The 20,673-nt window shown below is 73.5% G+C and carries 17 protein-coding genes and 1 pseudogene; 10 read left to right on the top strand and 8 right to left on the bottom strand.

Annotation, left to right across the window (positions count from 1 at the left end):
- Positions 1-300: integrase core domain-containing protein (locus AB0469_RS03460; protein WP_366449624.1), on the top strand; the 300-nt coding region annotated here is incomplete at its 5' end.
- Here the strand turns inward: AB0469_RS03460 and AB0469_RS03455 are convergent.
- From AB0469_RS03455 to AB0469_RS03445, 3 genes are all read right to left on the bottom strand, one after another.
- A complete protein-coding gene (locus AB0469_RS03455) occupies positions 297-1,205 on the bottom strand; it encodes a TIGR03619 family F420-dependent LLM class oxidoreductase (protein WP_366449623.1) in 909 nt (302 codons plus the stop codon). The genes AB0469_RS03460 and AB0469_RS03455 overlap by 4 nt on opposite strands.
- Positions 1,206-1,288: 83 nt before the next feature.
- On the bottom strand, positions 1,289-1,972 hold the full coding sequence (locus AB0469_RS03450) for a hemerythrin domain-containing protein (RefSeq protein WP_366449622.1): 684 nt from the start codon (positions 1,970-1,972) through the stop codon (positions 1,289-1,291).
- Between the two features lie 135 nt (positions 1,973-2,107).
- Positions 2,108-2,752, bottom strand: coding sequence for a LysE family translocator (locus AB0469_RS03445; protein ID WP_366449621.1), 645 nt, complete (start codon positions 2,750-2,752; stop codon positions 2,108-2,110).
- Between the two features lie 190 nt (positions 2,753-2,942).
- Here AB0469_RS03445 and AB0469_RS03440 point away from each other — a divergent pair, with 190 nt between their 5' ends.
- The 6 genes and pseudogenes from AB0469_RS03440 (at position 2,943) to AB0469_RS03415 (ending at position 9,117) form a co-directional block, all read left to right on the top strand.
- The gene (locus AB0469_RS03440; protein WP_366449620.1) at positions 2,943-3,887 is read left to right on the top strand and encodes a 5'-nucleotidase; all 945 of its coding nucleotides are present in this window, start codon (positions 2,943-2,945) and stop codon (positions 3,885-3,887) included.
- Positions 3,888-3,978: 91 nt separating this feature from the next.
- Positions 3,979-4,749, top strand: a complete 771-nt coding sequence (locus tag AB0469_RS03435; protein WP_366449619.1) for a hypothetical protein — start codon at positions 3,979-3,981, stop codon at positions 4,747-4,749.
- Between the two features lie 145 nt (positions 4,750-4,894).
- Positions 4,895-5,605, top strand: coding sequence for a sigma-70 family RNA polymerase sigma factor (locus AB0469_RS03430; protein ID WP_366449618.1), 711 nt, complete (start codon positions 4,895-4,897; stop codon positions 5,603-5,605).
- A 129-nt stretch (positions 5,606-5,734) separates the two neighbouring features.
- On the top strand, positions 5,735-6,139 hold the full coding sequence (locus tag AB0469_RS03425; RefSeq protein ID WP_366449617.1) for a BlaI/MecI/CopY family transcriptional regulator: 405 nt from the start codon (positions 5,735-5,737) through the stop codon (positions 6,137-6,139).
- A 55-nt stretch (positions 6,140-6,194) separates the two neighbouring features.
- Positions 6,195-7,081, top strand: a pseudogene (locus AB0469_RS03420) (M56 family metallopeptidase).
- A 176-nt stretch (positions 7,082-7,257) separates the two neighbouring features.
- Positions 7,258-9,117 carry a potassium transporter TrkA gene (locus AB0469_RS03415; RefSeq protein WP_366449616.1) on the top strand — a complete coding sequence of 620 codons (1,860 nt, stop codon included), beginning with the start codon at positions 7,258-7,260 and terminating at the stop codon, positions 9,115-9,117.
- A 42-nt stretch (positions 9,118-9,159) separates the two neighbouring features.
- Here the strand turns inward: AB0469_RS03415 and AB0469_RS03410 are convergent, their stop codons facing one another.
- Positions 9,160-10,152, bottom strand: a complete 993-nt coding sequence (locus tag AB0469_RS03410) for a sporulation protein (RefSeq protein WP_366449615.1) — start codon at positions 10,150-10,152, stop codon at positions 9,160-9,162.
- A gap of 335 nt (positions 10,153-10,487) precedes the next feature.
- On the opposite strand from AB0469_RS03410, the gene AB0469_RS03405 reads away from it, so the two are divergent.
- Together AB0469_RS03405 and AB0469_RS03400 are read left to right on the top strand one after the other, a co-directional pair.
- The gene (locus AB0469_RS03405) at positions 10,488-11,852 is read left to right on the top strand and encodes a hemolysin family protein (RefSeq protein ID WP_366449613.1); all 1,365 of its coding nucleotides are present in this window, start codon (positions 10,488-10,490) and stop codon (positions 11,850-11,852) included.
- Positions 11,849-12,862, top strand: a complete 1,014-nt coding sequence (locus AB0469_RS03400; RefSeq protein WP_366449612.1) for a hemolysin family protein — start codon at positions 11,849-11,851, stop codon at positions 12,860-12,862. The genes AB0469_RS03405 and AB0469_RS03400 overlap by 4 nt, the downstream gene beginning before the upstream one ends.
- A 16-nt stretch (positions 12,863-12,878) precedes the next feature.
- Here AB0469_RS03400 and AB0469_RS03395 read toward each other — a convergent pair whose 3' ends face one another.
- The 3 genes from AB0469_RS03395 to aceA all read right to left on the bottom strand — a co-directional run bounded on the left by AB0469_RS03395 (position 12,879) and on the right by aceA (position 16,326).
- Positions 12,879-13,751 (bottom strand): 3-hydroxybutyryl-CoA dehydrogenase, encoded by an 873-nt coding sequence (locus tag AB0469_RS03395; protein ID WP_366449611.1) that lies wholly within the window; start codon positions 13,749-13,751, stop codon positions 12,879-12,881.
- Positions 13,748-14,935, bottom strand: a complete 1,188-nt coding sequence (locus AB0469_RS03390) for a hypothetical protein (protein ID WP_366449610.1) — start codon at positions 14,933-14,935, stop codon at positions 13,748-13,750. Before AB0469_RS03390 ends, AB0469_RS03395 begins: the two co-directional genes overlap by 4 nt.
- A gap of 101 nt (positions 14,936-15,036) precedes the next feature.
- Positions 15,037-16,326 (bottom strand): isocitrate lyase, encoded by a 1,290-nt coding sequence (gene aceA, locus AB0469_RS03385; protein ID WP_366449609.1) that lies wholly within the window; start codon positions 16,324-16,326, stop codon positions 15,037-15,039.
- 381 nt (positions 16,327-16,707) lie between these two features.
- Here aceA and AB0469_RS03380 point away from each other — a divergent pair, with 381 nt between their 5' ends.
- Positions 16,708-18,111 (top strand): short-chain fatty acyl-CoA regulator family protein, encoded by a 1,404-nt coding sequence (locus tag AB0469_RS03380; protein ID WP_366449608.1) that lies wholly within the window; start codon positions 16,708-16,710, stop codon positions 18,109-18,111.
- A gap of 87 nt (positions 18,112-18,198) precedes the next feature.
- On the opposite strand, the gene metE is transcribed toward AB0469_RS03380, so the two are convergent.
- The gene (metE, locus tag AB0469_RS03375; RefSeq protein ID WP_366449607.1) at positions 18,199-20,523 is read right to left on the bottom strand and encodes a 5-methyltetrahydropteroyltriglutamate--homocysteine S-methyltransferase; all 2,325 of its coding nucleotides are present in this window, start codon (positions 20,521-20,523) and stop codon (positions 18,199-18,201) included.
- Between the last annotated feature and the right edge of the window lie 150 nt (positions 20,524-20,673).

Genomic DNA, 20,673 nt, shown 5'->3' with positions numbered 1-20,673 from the left:
GTCCTGACCGACAACGGCTCCTGCTACAAGTCCCACGCCTGGCGCGACCTGCTGGCCGCGGCCGGGATCGCCCACAAGCGAACCCGGCCCTACCGGCCCCAGACCAACGGCAAGGTCGAACGCCTCAACCGCACCCTGCTCGACGAGTGGGCCTACGCCCGCCCCTACCAGTCAGAGCAGGAACGACGCGACGCCTTCCCCCAGTGGCTCCACACCTACAATCACCACCGCGGACACACCGCGCTCGCAGGCAAACCACCCGCCAGCCGCGTCCCCAACCTCACCGGGCAATACACCTAGGCCAGCTCGGCCATGAACTCCGCCGCGCGGTCGAGGTACTCCTGCGGTGAGTCCGTGGTCAGCTGGAGGTCCACGAGCACCTCGTCCGTCTCCGCCGAGCACATCACCCTGAGGTGGTCGCACAGCTGGCGGACGGTCCCGCGGTGGTGGGTCTCCGCCAGGTCGGCCGGTGCCGCGGTGATCTCGGGGTTCACGCGGAACACGCGGCGCAGGGCCGACGCGTCCCGCCCGGCCCGCCCGGCGGCCTCGACGGCGACCGCCCACAGTCCCTGGAGGTAGGGCAGCGGCATCGACGCCGCGAGCCAGCCGTCGGCGCGCCTGCCGACCCGTTCCAGGGCGTACGGGGTGAAGCCGCCGAGCAGGACCGGAGGCCTCGGGGCCTGCACGGGCTTGGGCAGGACCGTCGACTCGGGGATCGTCCACAGGGGGCCGGTGTGGGCGACCCGCTCGGAGCGCCAAACGGCGTCGAGGACGTCGAGGGTCTCCTCCAGCCGCGCGCCGCGGCCCTGCCACGGCACGCCGGCGGCCGTGTACTCCTCGCGCATCCAGCCGAGCCCGAGGCCCACGTCGAGGCGGCCGTGGCTGATCAGGTCGAGGGTGGTCAGCGCCCGGGCGAGGACGAGGGGCGGCTGCCACAGCGCGTTGAGGGTGCTGCTGCCCAGGCGGACCCGTTCGGTGGCCGTGGCCGCCAGGCCCAGGGCGAGCAGCGGGTCGAGGTGGGTGGCGTAGCGGACGGGCATCTCACCCCCGCCGAGATATCCCTCGGCGGGGGTGAGGGGTGCCAGGAGCCGGTCGGCCACCCAGAGGCTGTGACAGCCCAGGGCTTCGAGCGCGGTGCACAGGGCGGCGGTGCGGTCGGGGTCGGCGAAGGGGCCGAACTGGGGGACGGAGAATCCGATGCGCATCGGTGCGGGTTCCTCTATCGGTACGGGAGGGTGAGGGCGGCGGGCGGGCCGGGTCGTCCGGCACGCGGAACGGGAGCGGCGCGTCAGGCGGCGCGTCGGGCTCCGCGGACCCGCTCGGTCTCCCGGCGGTACTGCCGCTGCCCGAGCAGCCGCCACAGCACCCGGGCCGGCAGGGGCAGCCGGGCCATGAACTCCTGGCGCTCCTGGGGCGAGCTGTCCTCCAGGATGGCGCCCAGGGCGATCATCAGGCGGTTCTTCGGCGTCTCGGCCAGCCCCCGCTCCCCCACCGCCTTCCACTGCTCCTCGTTCACGTGGAGCGCGACCAGCGGCATGACGTGCCGCTCCTCCTCGTCGAGGTGGGCGCACAGCTGCCGGTGGTGCCGGCGCAGCGCCTCGGCGAGCTCGTCGCGGTCGGCGGGCAGGGCGCGTTCCTGCCACCGGTCCATCAGGCCGTGGACCTCCGTGATCCCCTCGTCGAGCTCGCGGTGCTGCGCCTCCATGGCCAGGACCTGCTCGGCGTCGAGGTCCAGGTGGGGCAGGAGTACCGGCCAGAGCATCTCGTCCTCGCCGGTGTGGTGGGCGTGCAGGCCGACGGCGTACTGCCGCCAGTGCTCGGCGAGGACCAGGGCGCGGGCGGAGTCCGCGGGGCGTACGTCCTGGACGAGCTCGGCCAGCAGGCGCGCTTCGCGGCGGAACACCTGGTGGATCATCGCCATCTCGCGGGTGTAGGGGTGGACGGTGGACTCGGATGCGTGGTGCGTCGTCATGGATCCCACTCTGCGGACCCGGGTTGCACCCGGCTTGCAGCCGACTTGCTTCCGGTCGAAGACCCGTTGCCACGCGGACGCGACGTGGCCGTCCGGGGGCCCTGCCGGGCCGTTTCGACGTGCGGTGGGACGGTCTCAGGCCGAGGCGGGCGTACGGGACAAGGCGGTGCGCAGCGCGAAGACGGCGAGCGCGCCGCCCGCCGCGAACCGCTGGGCGGTCATCACGCGGGGCCGGGCGGCCAGGAATCCCGACACCCGTGCCGCACCGAGCATGACCAGTGCGTTCACGGAGATCCCCACGACGATCTGCACCCCTCCGAGCTGGAGCAGCTGCGCCCCGGCCGGCCCCGCCTGCGGATCGAGGAACTGGGGCAGGAGAGCGGCGTACATGAGAGCGATCTTGGGATTGAGCAGGTTGGTCAGGAGCCCCATCGAGAACAGGCGGGCGTCGGAGACGGCAGGCAGGTCCGGGGCCGGGTCGAAGGGTGAGCGGCCGCCGGGCTTGAGCATGCCCCAGGCCAGGTGGGCCAGGTAGGCGGCTCCGGCGAGCTTGACCACGGTGTACGCCAGCGGCACGGCGGCGAACAGGGCGGACAGGCCGGCGGCCGCCGCCAGCAGGTAGCAGAGGAATCCCACGGCGGTCCCGCTCAGGCTGACCAGGCCGGCCCTGCGGCCCTGGGTCATCGCGCGGGAGGCGAGGTGGATCATGTTCGGGCCCGGGGTCAGGGCCATGCCCAGTTCGACCAGGGCCACTCCGCCCGCTGCGGCCAGACCGATCACTCTCGCGCTCCCGATCGTTCGCCCGGTATCCGGTACCCGGCGTTCACGGGACATGCGTCGACGACGGCTCCGCGGTGCCTGCGGAGCCCGCCCCAGGATACGGCCGCACAGAAGGATGGGCACATGTTTTCGACATATGCGGCAGGGTGATAAGCATCCCCGTGATGCATGCGTGCCAGGAAGGGGCGTCATGAGATACGACCTGTCCGACCGGCTGGTGGTGGGGATCGCTTCCAGCGCCCTGTTCGACCTCACCGACGGCGACGCCGTGTTCCGGGAGGAGGGGGAGGACGCCTACCGGGTGTACCAACGGGCCCATCTGGACGACGTCCTGGCCAAGGGGGTGGCCTTCCCCTTCGTCCGGCGCCTCCTGTCGTTGAACGATCTCGCGGTTCCTTCCGATCCCCTGGTCGAGGTCATCATCCTGTCCCGCAACGACCCGGACACCGGCATGCGCGTCATGCGTTCGATCGCAGCGCACGGCCTGCCCATCAGCCGGGCGGTCTTCCGGCAGGGCCGACCGTCGTACCGGTTCATGCCCGCACTGAACATGTCGCTGTTCCTGTCGGCCAACGAGGACGACGTCCGCGAGGCCGTGGCGCAGGGCCTGCCGGCGGGGCACGTGCTCGACACCGCCCGGGTCGACGACGAGGCCGACCCCGAACTGCGCATCGCCTTCGACTTCGACGGGGTGCTGGCGGGAGACTCCGCCGAGCGGATCTTCCAGAGCTCCGGCCTCGAGGAGTTCCGCGCCCACGAGGTGCGCAACGCGGCCACCCCTCACGACCCGGGACCGCTGGGCGAGTTCCTCGGGGGCATCAACCGCATCCAGCGCCGCGAGGAGGAGCGGCGCTGCAAGGATCCCGGGTACCGGCCCCGCCTGCGCGTGTCGCTGGTCACCGCCCGTGACGCCCCCGCACACGAACGTGCGGTGCGCAGCCTCGGGCAGTGGGGGCTGCGGGTCAACGACGCCTTCTTCCTCGGCGGCGTCGACAAGGCCGCCGTGATGAGCGCCCTGGACCCGCACATCTTCTTCGACGACCAGGTCTCCCACCTGAACGGCACCGCACCGGCGACGCCCAGCGTCCACATCCCCTTCGGGGTCGTCAACACGCCTCCCGCGGGGCTCTCGTAAGCGCTTCCCGCCACAGGACCGGTCGAGAACCCGTCAGGAACCGCGCACGCCCCTGCACGGCCCGGAAGGCCGGTGCGAGGATGAACCCGCCATGACACCGGGCCACTGTTCACGAGCCGTACGGGCTGCGATGTTCGCAGCCGTCTGCGTGCTGCTCGCAACCGTCGGCCACGTGCTCATGTCCGGCACGGCCGTGCCCTGGTGGGCCGTGTCGGCGGCGTCGGCCGGCACGGCGGCCGCGGCCTGGTGCCTCGCGGGCCGCGAACGCGGGCCCCGGCCGGTGATCGCGGCGACGGTCACCGTCCAGGCCGTGCTCCATGCGTGCTTCTCCCTGGCCCAGTCGGTCCTGCACCCCTCGCTGCCGCCCGGTACGCCGTTCGCCCGCCAATGGGCCGCGTACCTGATGTGCGCAGAAGGGGCGGGGCCGGCGCCGTCCGGCACCGTCGCCCAGGGCGTCACCGCGCACGCCCGTCACGGCATGAGCGATATGCCCGACATGCCTGGAATGCACGACATGCCGGGCATGGTCGACGCCGCGTCCGCTGCCGCCGGCACCCTCGTGCCGCCGGGCGGTCACGACATGGCCGGCACGTCACCCACGGGGATGCTCGCGGCCCACCTGCTCGCCGCGCTGCTGTGCGGCCTGTGGCTGGCCCACGGCGAGCGGGCCGCCTTCCGCCTCCTGCGGGCCGCAGCGGCGCGGCTCTGGACGCCGCTGCGGCTCCTCCTCGCTCTCGCCCCGGCTCCCGTCGCGCCGCGCATCCGTGCGCGCCGCGTACGGCGCAGCCGCGCGCTCCCGCAGCTGTTCCTCGTCCACGCCATCACCTCACGGGGTCCGCCGACGGGAACCGCTGTCCTGTGACAGCCGGTTCCCCGAGCGTGCGCTGACGGTCCTTCTGCCGCCCGTCGCCCCTCGGGCATCGGCCGTGCCCTCCGGCCGGCCGTATCCCCTTCACCGGCCCCGCCGCGCGCGGAGCCGGACACCTTGCCCCCAAGGACCCGTGGCGATGACCCCTGCCCTGCACACCCAGCCCCGTCCCGCCGGCGAAAGCCCGGCCCGGCACACCCCGGACTCCGACGCGGAGGTGACCCGACTGGCCCTCGCCGCGCGCGACGGCGACCCCGCGAAGGTGGACCGCTTCGTCCGCGCCCTGCACCGCGACGTCCGGCGCTACGTGGCGTACCTCAGCGCGGACCGCCAGGCGGCCGACGACCTCACCCAGGACGTCTTCCTGCGGGCGCTGGCCGCGCTCCCCCGGTTCGAAGGCCGCTCCTCCGCCCGCACCTGGCTCCTGTCGATCGCCCGGCGCACCGTCGTCGACAGCGTGCGCCACGCCGCCGCCCGCCCGCGGCTGTCGGACCGGTACGACTGGCAGACCGCCGCCGAACAGGGGCAGCCGTACGGCGTTCCCGGCTTCGACGACGGCGTCGCCCTCGCGGAGCTCCTGGCCGCGATCCCGGCCGAACGCCGCGAGGCCTTCGTGCTCACCCAGCTCCTCGGCCTGCCCTACGCCGACGCCGCCGACGCCCTCGGCTGCCCCATCGGCACGGTCCGCTCCCGCGTGGCCCGCGCCCGCTCGTCACTGATCGCCCTGCTGACGGACACCGAACCGCCCGCGGCCCTGCCGCGGCAGCCGCCCCCGGACCACCCGCGGCGCAGCTCTCCGACGGCTCCCCCGCCCTCGCTCGCCCCCGCCCTGGCCCGGATCGGCCGGTGACGCACCGGAGGGGCCGGCACCGGCCCGCGAGGCCGGCCGGCCCCTCCTGCGGCGGCCGTCCCGCGCCGGCTCAGTACGATGGACCGCCATCACCGGCGGGCAGGCGCCGGGTCCACAGGAGGCCGACGGGTGAACGTGAGCGACGGGGGCGGTGACGAGCGGCAGTCCCGCAGACGCGGACAGGGCGAGCTGGAGGTCCAGGTCCTGGCGGCCCTCGGCCGGGCCGGCGAACCGGTCACCGCGGCCTGGGTCCAGGAGCGGATCGGCGGGGGCATCGCCTACACGACCGTCATGACCATTCTGACCCGGCTGCAGGCCAAGGGTGCCGTCGTGCGCGAGCGCGTGGGGCGGTCGTTCCGGTGGACGCCCGTCGCCGACGGCGCGGGCCTGGCGGCGATCCGGATGCGGAAGGTACTCGACGGCGAGCAGGACCGGGAGGCGGTGCTGACCAGCTTCGTCACCGCGCTGCCCGCGGGGGACGAGCAGCTGTTGCGCGATCTGCTGGCCCATGCGGACGGGGAGGAGGAGGACTGACGCCATGGGGGTCTTCGTCTTCCTGCCGCTCGTCCTCCCCTTCACCGCCTGACCGATCGCCCGCCTCGCCGAACAGCATCTCCACCCGCGTGCCGCCACCCTGCTCCTGACCGTCATCGCCGCGGTGCCGGCCTGCTGCAGCACGCTGTGCCTGGGCCTGGGCCTGGTGGTCGGCACCGCGCAGCTCCCGGGCAACCCGCTGCCGGACGGCTGGTCCGACCCGGAGGTGCGCGACGCCCTCCCGTACGACGAAGTGGCCGGCCGGCCATCCCGGTCCTGCTCACCGTGCCGGCGTCTTGCGCGGGCACCGCGTGGCGGCACCGCAGGGCGCGGCGCCGCGCCGAGGCGGCGCTGGGCACGGCGCGCCCCGGTCCCGTGGTGGTCCTGCGGGACGAGGCGCCGTACGCGTACGCCCTCTCCGGCCGGTCCGGCCGGTCCGGCCGGGTGGTGGCGAGCACCGGCATGCTGGCGGCCCTCACCTCCCGTGAGCGCAGGGCCCTGTTCGCCCACGAACGCGCCCATCCGGCGGGCCGCCACGACCGGTTGCTGCTGACCGTGCGGCTGGCGGCGCAGGCCCACCCGTTCCTCCGGCCCCTGCGTACGGCGGTCACGTACACGGCGGAGCGGTGGGCGGACGAGGAAGCCGCCGCGCACGTCGGCAGCCGCAAGGCGGTGGCGCGTGCCATCGGGAAGGCCGCGTTGGCCTCGCGCGGCACGCCGACGGCCGCGCCGGCCCGGTTCGCGGCCGCGGGCCCCGCTCCCCGGCGCGTGGCCGCTCTGCTCGCGCCCGCGCCGACGGGCCGCGCCTGGCCGCCCGCGTCCACCGCCGTCGGCCTCGCCGTGTGGACGGCCGCGGGGGGCGCGACGGTCTCGGCGCTCTCCTCTGCCAACCCGGCCGTCACGCTCTGCCTCGTCCTGCACGCCGCCACGTTCTCGGCCTGACGCCGGATCACTGGTGGGGCGGCACCGGGGACTTCGGCGCGCGCCGCCCTCCCGCGAGACGGGCCCCTGTGCCCGGCCGGCCGCACCGGGTCCGGACACGGGCACCGCTCCCCCATGGGATGATCGACTGCGTCCGCGTGCGAGGCGGGCGGTTCGAGCACGGGGGGCTTGCAAGGGTGTGGGACCGGCTGCGTTATTGGTTCGACGGCACGATGGACCGCGGCGTCTCCGCCCTGATGGCGTGGCTGGCACTCGCCTCGGCGGCGCTGATCACCGTGGTCACCACCCTGGTGGTGCTGCTCACCGACGAGGACACGGAGGCCAACGGCGGCTGGGGCGGCGTGGCCTGGATGAGCCTGCTGCGCACGCTCGACCCCGGCACCATGGGCGGCGACGACGGCGGACCGGTCTTCCTCGCGCTGATGCTGACCGTCACCCTCGGCGGCATCTTCATCGTCAGCGCGCTCATCGGCGTGCTGACCACCGGCCTGGAGGCCCGGCTCCAGCGGCTGCGCAAGGGCCGCTCGCGCATCATCGAGCGCGACCACACCATCCTGCTGGGCTGGTCGGAGCAGGTCTTCACGGTGGTCGCCGAACTGGTCGAGGCCAACCAGAGCGAGCGGCGTTCGTGCGTGGTCGTCCTCGCCGACCGCGACAAGGTCGACATGGAGGAGCAGATCCGGCTGCGCGTGCCCGACACGGGGCAGACGCGCGTCATCTGCCGGTCGGGCAGCCCGCTCAAGCGTGAGGACCTGGAGCTGGTCAGCCCGGACACCGCCAAGTCGATCATGGTGTTGCCGCCCACGGGTGACGACCGCGACACCAACGTCATCAAGACGCTGCTCCTGCTCAACAACCGCAGCTGGAACAGCACCCGGCCCCATGTCGTGGCCGCCGTCCAGGACTCGGACAACCTGGCCGTGGCCCGCCTGGCGGCGGGCAGCGGCGCCCTGGTCATCGACGCCGACGACTTCGCGGTGCGGCTCGTCGTGCAGTCCCACCGGCAGACCGGCCTGTCCACCGTCTGCGACGAACTGCTCAGCTTCTTCGGCAACGAGATCTACATGCGCCGCGAACCCGCCCTGGCCGGGACGACGTACGGTGAGGCGCTCAGCCGTTACGAACTCGGCGTCCCCATCGGGATCCACCGGGGCGACGGCGGCACCCGGGTCAATCCCGCCATGGACACCGTGATCGGCGCCGAGGACAGCATGATCGTGATCGCCGAGGACGACCTGCTCATCAGGCTGACCGACGACCGGCCCGAAGTCCTCTCCTCGGCCGTGGTCTCCACGCCCGGCAGGGCGGCCGTACCGGACCGCACCCTGATGATCGGGTGGAACTCCCGCGCACCCAAGATCATCAACCTGCTCGACCAGCTGGTCAGGGACGGCTCGGTCATCGACGTCGCCGCACCCCGCCGCCCGGACGAGGCCCTGGAGGCCGAACGCGTCAACCTCACCGTGGGCCACAAGGTCTGCGAGCCGACCAGCCGGCGGTCCCTGGAGTCCCTGGACCTCGGCGGCTACCAGCACATCATCGTCCTCTCGGACGAGAGCGTCGACCCCGATCTCGCCGACGACCGGACCCTGGTCACCCTGCTCCACCTGCGCGACATCGAAGTGGGACTGGGCGACCCGTACTCGATCGTCACGGAGATGAACGACGACGCCAACCGGGAGGTGGCCCAGGTCACCAAGGCCGACGACTTCATCGTCAGCACCAAGCTGATCTGCCTCCTGCTGACCCAACTCGCCGAGAACGGAGCCCTGTACGAGGTCCTGGCGGACCTGTTCGACCCCGCGGGCTCCGAGATCTACCTCAAGCCCGCCGGTGACTACCTGCGCGCGGGCACCGAGGCGAACTTCGCCACCGTCGTCGAAGCCGCCCGCCGGCGGGGCGAGACCGCCATCGGCTACCGCACCGCCGGCCACGGCGACCGGGCCCCGCGCTACGGCGTCCGCCTCAACCCCTCCAGGTCCGAACCGCTCGTGCTGGACGAGGCCGACCACGTCATCGTGCTGGCCGAGAACTGACCTGATCGGGCCCGGTACCGCCGACGCCGGTGCGCCGGGCCGTCAGGAGTCGTCCTCGTCGCCTTCGAAGAATTCGCCGATCTCGTCGACGGCTTCGGCGGCGACCATGCCGCCGACCACACCGACGGCGAGGCCCGCGGCGCCCGCCGCGACCGCCGTACCCGTGCCGGGGCCCGGGCGGTGGTGGCCGCCGTGGCCGTGGTCGCCCTTGTGCGGGTCGTGGCCGCCGTGCGCGTACGAGCCGCAGGACGCCGACCGGGCCGTGTGGGACTCGACCACGGCACGGATCCAGGCGTCGACCTCGGCGTTCCAGTCCGTGTGGGCGACCTGGTCGTGGCGGACGGTGTGGCGGGCGAGGGCGTCGCGCGACCCGGAGAAGAGGCCACCGCGCCCGTCGGCCTCCAGGACCACGTCCGTCCCGGCCGGGTGCGCGAGGAAGGTGACCTCGATCTCGCGGACCCGGTGGGCGTACTGCGGGGCCGGGCTGAGCTCGATCTCCTGGTAGAAGGACAGCTGCCGGCCGGGGCCGCCGATGCGCCCGTACTCCAGGTCGCCGGGCTTGAAGCCGAACCCGAGCTGCCCCAGCGCCTCCAGCACCGCCTCCTGGACGGGGAGGGGGCGGACGGCGAGCGCGTCGAGGTCGCCCTTGTCCTTGGCACCGGCCACGCCGAGTTCCGTCCGTACGCCGAGGACGACGCCGAGCGGCCGGCCGTGCAGCTCGGTGACCGGGGTCTCCCAGGGGAGGGTGACCGCGAACGGCACACTGCGCCGCTCGCCCTCGTGGAGGCGGAAGCCGCCGCCCACGGTGAAGCGCTCGAAGACGACGGCGCCGTCGCGCTCGCCCCGGCCGGTCTCGTCCTCGACGCGGGCGACGAGTTCGAGCGTGATGTGCTCGATCTCGAAGTCGGCCCGGCCGCCGGTGAGCCGGACCTCGCCCGACAGGCTGCCGCCGGGCACGGCGCCCACGGGATCGAGGACCGTGTCGACGACGGGGCCGCCGGCGCCGATCGAGCCGAGCAGTCGCCTGAACACCATGGCGGCGCTCACTCCTTCAGTCGTGGTTCGCACGGGCGGGTCTGGACCCGGCGAAGATCAACAATGGTTAAATCTACACGGCTGTAGAAGCACATGAGCGGCAGGTCCGTCGCAAACCGCCGCCCACGCGGCGGCCCGCGGCGAGCGGCACCCCCTCGTCACTTTACTTGTCCTTTACCCAAAGGTCCCGGATACTGTCGGCGACCGGACAACAGACCGGGCCGTCGGCCCGCCGAGAGCGAACGGAGCAGCAGACCCGCAATGGGTGAACCTCCCAGTCCCCGCCGTGCCACGTCCTGCCCGAAGATCCACGAGCCGGCAGCGGGGGTGGCGCGGTGACCGAGATCCTTCTGCTGCTCGTCGCGTTCGCGCTGACGCTGGCCTGTGCCGTGTTCGTGGCCGCCGAGTTCTCCCTGACCACGGTCGAACGCAGCGAGCTCGACCGAGCGGTCGAAGCCGGTGAGCGGGGCGCCGAGAGCGCCCTCGAGGCCGCCAAGCGGCTCACCTTCCAGCTGTCCGGGGCGCAGCTCGGCATCACGGTGACCTCCCTGGTCATCGGCATGCTCGCGGAGCCGTCCGCGTCCGCGCTCCTGCGCGGCCCCCTGGAATCCGCCGGCCTGCCCTCCGGCGCGGTGCCGGCCACCGCGACGCTCCTCGGCGTGGCGCTGTCGACCATCGTGCTCATGGTGGTCGGCGAACTGGTCCCGAAGAACTGGGCGATCTCCCGGCCGCTGGCCGTCGCCAAGGCCGTCGCCGGCCCGCAGCGCGCCTTCACGGCCGCTTTCGCACCGCTCATCCGGCACCTGAACGACACGGCCAACCGCCTGGTGCGCCGCTTCGGCCTGGAACCGGCCGAGGAGCTGGCCTCCGCCCGTACGGCGGAGGAACTGGTCGCGCTGGCGCGGCACTCGGCCAGGGAGGGCGCCCTCGAAGCCGATGCGGCCGAGCTGTTCGTCCGTACGCTCCGGCTGGGCGAGCTGACCGCCGAGAGCGTCATGACCCCGCGCGTGGACGTCCGGGCCCTGGAGGCGCACGCCACCGCCGCCGACGCCGCGAACCTGACGCTGGCCACCGGGCTGTCCCGCTTCCCCGTGTACCGGGACACGCTGGACGAGGTCATCGGCACCCTGCACGTCCGCGACGTCCTGGCCCTCGACGAGGACGAGCGGGGCCTGACCCCCGTCACCGGGCTCATGACTCCCCCGCTGCTGGTCCCGCACTCCCTCGCCGTCGACACCCTGCTGCGCCGGCTGCGCGAGGCGCGCACCATGGCCGTCGTCATCGACGAGTACGGCGGCACCGCCGGCGTCGCGACCGTGGAGGACATCGTCGAGGAGGTCGTGGGCGAGGTCCGCGACGAACACGACCCGAGCGAGGTCCCCGATCTGGCCGCCTGCGGGCCGTCGGCGGACGGACGCGGGGTCTGGGAGGCCGACGGCAGCGTCCGCACGGACCGGCTCGAGGAGATCGGCTTCCCCGTCCCCGAAGGCCCGTACGAGACCCTGGCCGGCCTCGTCGCCACCCGCCTGGAGCGCATACCCGTGGAGGACGACCGCGTCGAGGTCGAGGGCTGGCGGCTCGCGGTCCTGCGGACCGAGCACCACCGCGCCGACCGGGTGCGGATCACCGCGCCCGCGCCCACCGCCGCCGAGACCGCCGACGCCGTCGGCACCGCCCGGACCGAGGAGGAGAACCGGTGACCGCGATCCAGCTGCTGATCGGTGCCCTGACGCTGGTCACCAACGCCTTCTTCGTCGGCGCCGAGTTCGCGCTCATCTCCGTACGCCGCAGCCAGATCGAGCCGGAGGCCCTCAGGGGCAACCGGCGCGCGAAGACGACGATCTGGGCCCTGGAGCACCTCTCGGCGATGATGGCCACCGCCCAGCTCGGCATCACGGTCTCCTCGCTGGTCCTCGGCGCCGTCGCCGAACCGGCCGTCGCGCACCTGCTGGAGCCGCCGTTCGAGGCGATCGGCGTACCCACGGGGCTGATCCACCCGATCGCCTTCGTGATCGCGCTGACCCTGGCGACGTACCTGCACATGCTGATCGGCGAGATGGTCCCGAAGAACATCGCGCTCGCCGCCCCGGCGCCGGCCGCGCTGTTCCTCGGCCCGCCGCTGGTCGCCCTCACCCGGGCGCTGCGCCCGGTCGTCCTCGGCATCAACGCATTCGCCAACGCCCTGCTGCGGCTGCTGGGGGTGGAACCGAAGGACGAGGTCTCCGCCGTCTTCACCCACGACGGACTCGCCCGCCTGGTCACGGACTCCCAGGAGGCCGGGCTCCTCGGCCCCGAGGGCGGCGAACGCCTGCGCGACGCCCTGGAACTCGGCACCCGCACCGTCGGCGAGATCATGATCCCGCGCGCCGGATTCGTCACCGTGGACCAGGACGTCACCCCGCGCGGCCTCGAGCGGACCGCCGCCGCACACGGCTTCTCCCGTCTGGTGGTCACCGGTCCGGCAGGCGCGATCCTGGGCTTCCTGCACATCAAGGACGCCCTGGCCGCGGCCGACCGGGCCGCGGCCTTCCCCTCCGAAGCGCTCCACACGGTCACCACGGTGGGGCTGCGCACCCCGCTGGACGACACCATGACCGCCATGCGCGGCGCCGGCACCCACCTCGCCGCCGTCACGGACGCCCGGGGCACGGTCGTCGGCTTCGTCACCATGGAGGACGTGCTGGAGGAGCTGGTGGGCGAAGCCGCCTGAACCGGCGCCGGTTCCCTCAGCGGTCCCGGTCGTACGGGTGGAACCCCCGGCCCGCCTTGCGGCCCAGCAGCCCCGCCTGCACCATCCGCATCAGCAGCGGGGGCGGCGCGTAGAGGGGTTCCCTGAACTCGTCGTAGAGGGACTCCGCGATCGCGGCGACGGTGTCGAGGCCGATGAGGTCGGCGAGCTCCAGCGGTCCCATGGGATGGGCGCAGCCGAGTTCCATGCCCGCGTCGATGTCGGCCGGGGTCGCGAAGCCGGACTCGGCCATGCGGACCGCCGACAGCAGGTAGGGGACGAGGAGGGCGTTGACGACGAATCCGGCCCGGTCCTTCGACCGGATCGTCGTCTTGCCCAGGGACGCGCGGGCGAAGGCCTCCACCGTCTCCACGGTCTCCCGGGAGGTGTGCAGCGAGGAGACGACCTCGACCAGCGGCAGCACGGGCACCGGGTTGAAGAAGTGGAGGCCCACGACCCGGTCGGCCCGCCCGGTGGCCATGCCCAGGCGCATGACGGGCAGCGAGGAGGTGTTCGTCGCGAGGATCGCCCCGGGGTCCTCGACGATCTTGTCCAGGGCCGCGAAGGTCTCGGTCTTGACGTCCGCGTTCTCGGTCACCGCCTCGATGACGAGCTGCCGGTCGGCGAGGTCGTCGAGGCTGCCGGTGAAGACGAGGCGGGTCAGCGCGTCCTCGGCCGGGATCCGGTCCAGCTTGCCCCGCTGGACGGCGCGCTCCAGGGAGACGGCGACCCGTTCGCGGGACGCCCGGGCGGCGGTGCCGTCGGCTTCGCACACGACGGTGTCGAGTCCGGCGCGGGCGCAGACCTCGGCGATGCCGGCGCCCATCTGCCCGCCGCCGACGATCCCGACCCTGCGGAGGGGAGTGCTCATGAGTGTGCCTCCGGAATGCGCACGAGGTGGCGGGTGTAGGCGTCGGGGGTGAAGAAGAGCGGGAGTTCACCGGCCAGGGCGGTGCGCTCGAACAGCTCCCGCACCTCGTCGACGGCGGCCCAGGGGTGCTGGGCGCCGAGCGCGGCGAGCTCCTCGTCGAGGATCCGGGTCACCGTGTCGCGGTCGAGGGCCCGGTGGCGCAGCCACTGCCAGATCTGCACGCGGGCGATCTCCGCGGTGGCGGCGTCCTCCATGAGCCCGCCCAGGGCCACGGCGCCCCGGCCGTGCAGCCAGGCGTCGAAGTACCGCAGCGCGACGGCGATGTCGGTGCGTACGCCCTGTTCGGTGGGCGGGCCGCCGGTCCGCCGTACGGAGAGCAGGTCCGCGGCCCCGACCTGCACGTCCTCCCGCGTACGGTCCAGCTGGTGCGGGCGCCCGGCCAGGACGCCGTCGAAGACGTCCCGGCAGACGGGGACCAGGCCCGGGTGGGCGACCAAGGAGCCGTCGAACCCGTCCTCGGCCTCGCGCTCCGTGTCCTGCTTGGGCAGGTAGAAGTACGGGCCGCGCCCGGCGTCGATCTGCCGTTGCGCGCAGTGGAAGAAGTACAGCCCGAAGTCCACGAGCGAGGCGGGTACGGGGCGGCCGTCGAACTCCAGGTGCTCTTCCAGGAGGTGCCAGCCCCGGGGCCGGACCACGACGGTGGGCAGCTGCTCGCCGAGGCGGTACTCCTCGCCCTCGGGCGTGGTGAAGTCGATCCGGCGCCGGGTGGCGTCGAGGAGGGTCGGCTGGCCGCCGACGATGTTGTTCCACGTGGGGGCGGTGGCGTCTGCGAAGTCGGCCGTCCGGACCCCGGCACCGGAGTTGAGGGCGTTGACCGCCGTGCACCGCTCTGGCGGGCCGGTGATCTCCACCCGCCGGTCCTCCAGGCCCGGGGCGGGTGGGGCCACGCGCCACGTGGGGTCGGCACGGACGGCGGAGGTCGCGATCGGGAAGTCCGGGGGAGATCCGGTGGCGAGCCGGATCGCCTGGCGGCGGCGCTCCTTGAGCAGCAGCCGGCGGCGCTCGCCGAACGCCTCGGCCAGGCGGCCGACGAAGGCGAGTGCCCGTGCCGTGAGGATCTCGCCGTGGCGGGCGCCCGGTGCCGCGAGGACCCGGACCCGGTGCGTGGTGGCGGTGGTGGTCATGCCGTCTCCTGAGGGGTGGACGGGAGCCGGACGGACAGGGCCGTCCGGCTCCCTGCGACGCGGAGCTCCGGCCGGGGGGCGGCCGGCGGGGGCGGGGCGCCTCAGTGGAACTGCTCCTCTTCCGTGGAGCCGGTGAGGGCGGTGGTGGAGGAGGCGGGGTTGACGGCGGTGGAGACGAGGTCGAAGTAGCCGGTGCCGACCTCGCGCTGGTGCCTGACGGCGGTGAAGCCGTGCCGCTGGGCGGCGAACTCGCGTTCCTGGAGGTCGACGTAGGCGGTCATGCCGTGTTCGGCGTAGCCGCGGGCCAGGTCGAACATGCCGTGGTTGAGGGAGTGGAACCCGGCCAGGGTGATGAACTGGAACCTGTAGCCCATGGCGCCGAGTTCGCGCTGGAACTTGGCGATCCGGTCGTCGTCCAGGGCGGCCTTCCAGTTGAAGGACGGCGAGCAGTTGTAGGCCAGCATCTGCTCCGGGTACCGCGCGTGGATCGCCTCGGCGAACTCGCGGGCCTGCGCGAGGTCGGGGGTGCCGGTCTCGACCCAGATCAGGTCGGCGTACGGGGCGTAGGCGAGGCCGCGGGCGATGACGGGAGCCATGCCGTTCTGGACGCGGTAGAAGCCCTCCGCGGTCCGTTCGCCGGTGCAGAACCGCGCGTCGCGCTCGTCGACGTCGCTGGTCAGCAGGTTCGCGGCGAGTGCGTCGGTGCGGGCGATGATCAGGGTGGGGGTGTCGGCGATGTCGGCCGCGAGGCGGGCGGCGTTGAGGGTGCGGATGTGCTGGGAGGTGGGGACGAGGACCTTGCCGCCGAGGTGGCCGCACTTCTTCTCGGAGGCGAGCTGGTCCTCGTAGTGGACGCCCGCCGCACCGGCGGCGATCATCGCCTTGGTCAGCTCGAAGGCGTTGAGCGGGCCGCCGAAGCCGGCCTCGGCGTCGGCGACGATCGGGGCCAGCCAGTCCGTGGGATCGCCGGCGCCCTCTGCCGTGGCGATCTGGTCGGCGCGCAGCAGCGCGTTGTTGATCCGGCGGACCACCTGCGGCACGGAGTTGACCGGGTAGAGGGACTGGTCGGGGTAGGTGTGGCCGGCCTGGTTGGCGTCGGCGGCCACCTGCCAGCCGGACAGGTAGATCGCCTGGAGGCCGGCGCGGACCTGCTGGACGGCCTGTCCGCCGGTCAGGGCGCCCAGGGCGTGGACGTAGTCGAGGTCGTGGAGCCGGCGCCACAGGCGTTCGGCGCCGCGCCGGGCGAGGGTGTGCTCCTCGCGGACGCTTCCGGAGAGCCGGACCACGTCCTCGGCGGTGTAGGTGCGCTCGATGCCCGCCCACCGCGGGTCCTCGGCCCACCGCTGCCTGAGCCGCTCGGCCGCCGCCTTCGTCGTGCGGGTGTCTGCCATGTCCTTCACCGTCTCCCTGGATCGCATGGTCTGCCAACGTCCCGCCCTGTGCGGCGAGATATGGGCACTGTGTGCCGAGAATGTGGGTTGCGGCCGCCGGCCCCGCCTGGAGAGGAGCTGAGCAATGCTGCAGGCCGGGCAGCTCGAACTGCCGGGACATCCGACGTCAGAGCATGAATCGGGCCCAGTGTGTCCGCCCGGACCGCCGGGGTCCGGCGGGCCGCACGACAGACTCTGACAGCGGCACGCAGTGCCATCAATGAGGTACACATGCCAAGTTCTGCGCATCTTCCGCGGCGGATCTGCCAAGGTTGCGAAGATGGACGGCTACGGAATCGTGCGTACGCTGGAGCGCCGGCGGCTGAGGACGAAGGAGACCGGGTGGGCAAGACGTACGCGGGTGCGCGGCTGCGGCGGCTGCGTGAGGAGCGCCGGATGAGCCAGGCCGAGCTGGCCCGCGTCCTGGCCATCTCCCCCAGCTACCTGAACCAGATGGAGCACGACTCCCGGCCGCTGACCGTGCCCGTCCTGCTGCGGCTCACCGAGGCGTTCGGCGTGGACCCCGGCTTCTTCTCGGAGCGCGACACCAGCCGTCTCGTCGCGGACCTGCGCGAGGCCCTGGCGGGCGAGCTCGCCGAGGCCCGCGTCTCCCCTTCCGACCTCGCCGAACTCGCCACCCGGATGCCCGCGGTGGCCTCCGTCCTGCTGGACCTCGGCCGGCGCGGCCAGCTCCTGGCCGAACGACTGGCGGACACCGCGGACGGCCGGGCCGGCGCACCGGCCGCACCGCGCTCACCGCACGAGGAGATCCGCGAGTTCTTCTACCGCCGCCAGAACTACCTCCACGACAGTGACCTGGCCGCCGAGGGCCTGGCCCGGCAGATCGGGATCCGCCCCGGAGAGGTCGTCCGCGTGCTCGCGCAGCGCCTGGCCGAGCGCCACGGGATCCGCCTCGCATCCGGCACGGACCGCCTCCACCACTTCGACGGCGCGACGCGCGTCCTGCACCTGTCCAGCCGGCTCCGCCCCGGCCAGCAGGCGTTCCGCATGGCCACCCAGCTGGCCCTGCTCGAGTACGACGAGGAGCTGGACCGGCTCGCCGGCGAGGACTTCGCGCCGGGCTCCCCCGCCCACGGTCTGGCCCGGATCGGCATCGCCAACTACTTCGCCGCCGCGCTGGTCCTCCCGTACGACGCCTTCCACACGGCGGCCGAGGAGTTCCGCTACGACATCGAACGCCTCACCGACCACTTCGGCCTCGGCTACGAGACCGTCTGCCACCGCCTCAGCACCCTGCAACGGCCCAGGCTGCGCGGGGTCCCGTTCTCCTTCGTCCGGGTCGACCGGGCCGGGAACCTGTCCAAACGGCAGTCCGCGACCGGATTCCACTTCTCCCGTGCCGGCGGCACCTGCCCGCTGTGGAACGTGTACGAGGCCTTCGCCGCGCCCAGCCGGATCCACGTCCAGGTCGCCGCCATGCCCGACGGACAGCGGTACCTGTGGACCGCCCGGGCCGTCACCCGCCACCGCGGCGGCTGGGGCGAACCCGGCAAGACCTTCGCCATCGGCCTGGGCTGCGAGATCCGCCACGCGCCCCGGCTCGTCTACTCCGACGGCCTCGACCTGGACAACGCCTCCGCCGCCACCCCCATCGGCATGGGCTGCCGGCTCTGCGAACGCCTCGACTGCCCCCAGCGCGCCGTCCCGCCCCTGGGCCGCGCCCTGACCGTGGACGAGAACAGCAGCACCTTCGTCCCCTACCCCGTGTCCCGGGACCGGGGCTGAGGACCCGGCCCGGTCGGCGCACACGCGCCCCGCGCCGGAGCCCTGCCGCCCCGGACGTCCGGGGCGGCAGGGCTCGGTGCACGGAGGTCAGGCGTGGTCGCCGGTGAGGGTGGCGCGGACCTCGCGGGCGGCGGCCACCAGGTTCTCCACGGAGGCACGGGTCTCGGCCCAGCCGCGGGTCTTCAGGCCGCAGTCGGGGTTGACCCACAGCCGCTCGGCCGGGATCGCCTCCAGCCCCCTGCGCAGCAGACCGGCCGCCTCCGCGGCGGCGGGGACGCGCGGGGAGTGGATGTCCCAGACGCCGGGACCCGCCTCGCGGGGGTAGCCGTGGGCGGCGAGTTCGCGGGCGACCTGCATGTGGGAGCGGGCCGCCTCCAGGCTGATCACGTCGGCGTCGAGGTCGTCGATCGCCCCCACGACGTCGCCGAACTCGGCGTAGCACATGTGGGTGTGGATCTGGGTGTCCGGCCGGACACCGGAGGTCGTGAGGCGGAAGGCCTCCGTGGCCCAGGCCAGGTAGCCGGCGCGGTCGGCGGACCGCAGCGGCAGTGTTTCGCGGAGGGCGGGCTCGTCCACCTGGATCACCGCGGTCCCGGCCGCCTCGAGGTCGGCGACCTCGTCCCGCAGGGCGAGGGCGACCTGGCGGGCGGTGTCGCCGAGCGGCTGGTCGTCGCGTACGAAGGACCAGGCGAGCATGGTGACCGGCCCGGTGAGCATGCCCTTGACCGGCCGGGCCGTCAGGGACTGGGCGTACGAGGTCCAGCGGACGGTCATCGGCCCGGGCCGCGAGACGTCCCCGGCCAGCACGGGCGGGCGGACGTAGCGCGTGCCGTAGGACTGCACCCAGCCGTGCCGGGTGGCCAGGTAGCCGGTGAGCTGCTCGGCGAAGTACTGCACCATGTCGTTGCGTTCGGGCTCGCCGTGCACCAGGACGTCGAGACCGGCCTTCTCCTGGAAGGCGACCACTTCCTCGATCTCACCCCTGATGCGCGCCTCGTATCCGGCCGTGTCGATCCGTCCGGCCCTCAGGTCCGCGCGGGCCGCGCGCAGTTCGTCGGTCTGCGGGAAGGACCCGATCGTGGTGGTCGGCAGCAACGGCAGGCCCAGGTGGGCCCGCTGGGCGGCGGTGCGCTCGGCGTACGGCTGGGGGCGGCGGGCGTCGGCGGCGGTGACGGCCGCGGTGCGGGCGCGGACGGCGGGGTCGTGGGTCAGGGGGGACGCCGCACGGGAGACGAGGGCGGCCCGGTTCGCGGAGAGTTCCCCGGCCACCGCGGCGGTGCCGGACCCCAGGCCCTTGGCCAGGGTGGCGATCTCGGCGGTCTTCTGCCGGGCGAAGGCCAGCCAGCGCAGGATCTGCGGGTCGACGTCCCGCTCCGCCGCCGCGTCGAGCGGGACGTGCAGCAGGGAGCAGGAGGCGGCCACGTCCACCCGGTCGGCCAGGCCCAGCAGGGTGCCGAGGGTGGCCAGCGACCTCTGCAGATCGTTGACCCAGATGTTGCGGCCGTCCACGACCCCGGCGACCAGGCGCTTTCCGGGCAGTCCGCCGACGGCCGCGAGGTCGTCGAGGTTGCGGGCGGCCGGGCCGGTGAAGTCGAGGGCCAGGCCCTCGACGGGCGCCTTCGCCAGGACGGGCAGCGCCTCGCCCAACCGGTCGAAGTACGAGGCGACCAGCAGCCTGGGCCGCTCGGTGAGGGCGCCGAGGTCCCGATAGGCGCGGGCGGCCACGTTCAGCTCCGCCGGGGTGCGGTCCTGCACCAGCGCCGGCTCGTCCAGCTGCACCCACTCGGCCCCGGCGGCGCGCAGGGCCGCGAGGACCTCCGCGTACACCGGCAGCAGCCGGTCCAGGAGGGTCAGCGGCTCGAAGTCCGCCGCCACACCCGGTGCCGGCTTGGCCAGCAGCAGGTAGGTGACCGGTCCGACCAGGACGGGGCGGGCGGTGTGGCCGAGGGCGAGGGCCTCACCGAGCTCGGCGACCTGCTTGGCCGGATCGGCGCTGAAGACCGTGTCCGGACCCAGCTCGGGGACGAGGTGGTGGTAGTTGGTGTCGAACCACTTGGTCATCTCCAGCGGCGGCGCGTCCTGGGTGCCGCGTGCCATGGCGAAGTAGCCGGCCAGGGCGTCGTCGGTGACGGCGGCCCGGTGGCGGGCGGGGATCGCGCCGACCATGACGGTGGTGTCCAGCACGTGGTCGTAGTACGAGAAGTCCCCGGTGGGCACTTCGGTGAGGCCGGCGGCGGCGAGCTGCTGCCAGGCGGTGCGGCGCAGTCCGGCGGCGGTGACGCGGAGGGCGTCGGCGCTGACGCGGCCCTTCCAGTAGCCCTCGATCGCCTTCTTCAGTTCCCGGTTGCCGCCCTGGCGGGGGTAGCCGTGGACGGTGGCGCCTGCTGCCGCGGCTGCGGACTCGGTGGTCACGGAGATCTCCTTCGCGCGATGGATCCCTGAGATCCCGATGGGACCCGAAGGTGCGAAGGAGTACCGGAAACGGACGGTCCCGACCCCACGCGGCACGCGTGGCCGACCGTCTCGCCGTATACGCCGACCCGCCCACGAGGTCACCGGGAT

The organism is Streptomyces sp. NPDC093801, from assembly GCF_040701585.1.
In the GTDB taxonomy this organism is placed as follows: Bacteria; Actinomycetota; Actinomycetes; order Streptomycetales; family Streptomycetaceae; genus Streptomyces.
This window is presented reverse-complemented; position numbering and strand designations above follow the sequence as displayed.

Coding starts and splice junctions, on each gene's coding strand:
- AB0469_RS03395 (WP_366449611.1), bottom strand. CDS start 13,751: ATGAGCACTCCCCTCCGCAGGGTCGGGATCGTCGGCGGCGGGCAGATG.
- AB0469_RS03430 (WP_366449618.1), top strand. CDS start 4,895: ATGACCCCTGCCCTGCACACCCAGCCCCGTCCCGCCGGCGAAAGCCCG.
- aceA (WP_366449609.1), bottom strand. CDS start 16,326: ATGGCAGACACCCGCACGACGAAGGCGGCGGCCGAGCGGCTCAGGCAG.
- AB0469_RS03435 (WP_366449619.1), top strand. CDS start 3,979: ATGACACCGGGCCACTGTTCACGAGCCGTACGGGCTGCGATGTTCGCA.
- AB0469_RS03450 (WP_366449622.1), bottom strand. CDS start 1,972: ATGACGACGCACCACGCATCCGAGTCCACCGTCCACCCCTACACCCGC.
- AB0469_RS03440 (WP_366449620.1), top strand. CDS start 2,943: ATGAGATACGACCTGTCCGACCGGCTGGTGGTGGGGATCGCTTCCAGC.
- AB0469_RS03410 (WP_366449615.1), bottom strand. CDS start 10,152: ATGGTGTTCAGGCGACTGCTCGGCTCGATCGGCGCCGGCGGCCCCGTC.
- AB0469_RS03455 (WP_366449623.1), bottom strand. CDS start 1,205: ATGCGCATCGGATTCTCCGTCCCCCAGTTCGGCCCCTTCGCCGACCCC.
- AB0469_RS03390 (WP_366449610.1), bottom strand. CDS start 14,935: ATGACCACCACCGCCACCACGCACCGGGTCCGGGTCCTCGCGGCACCG.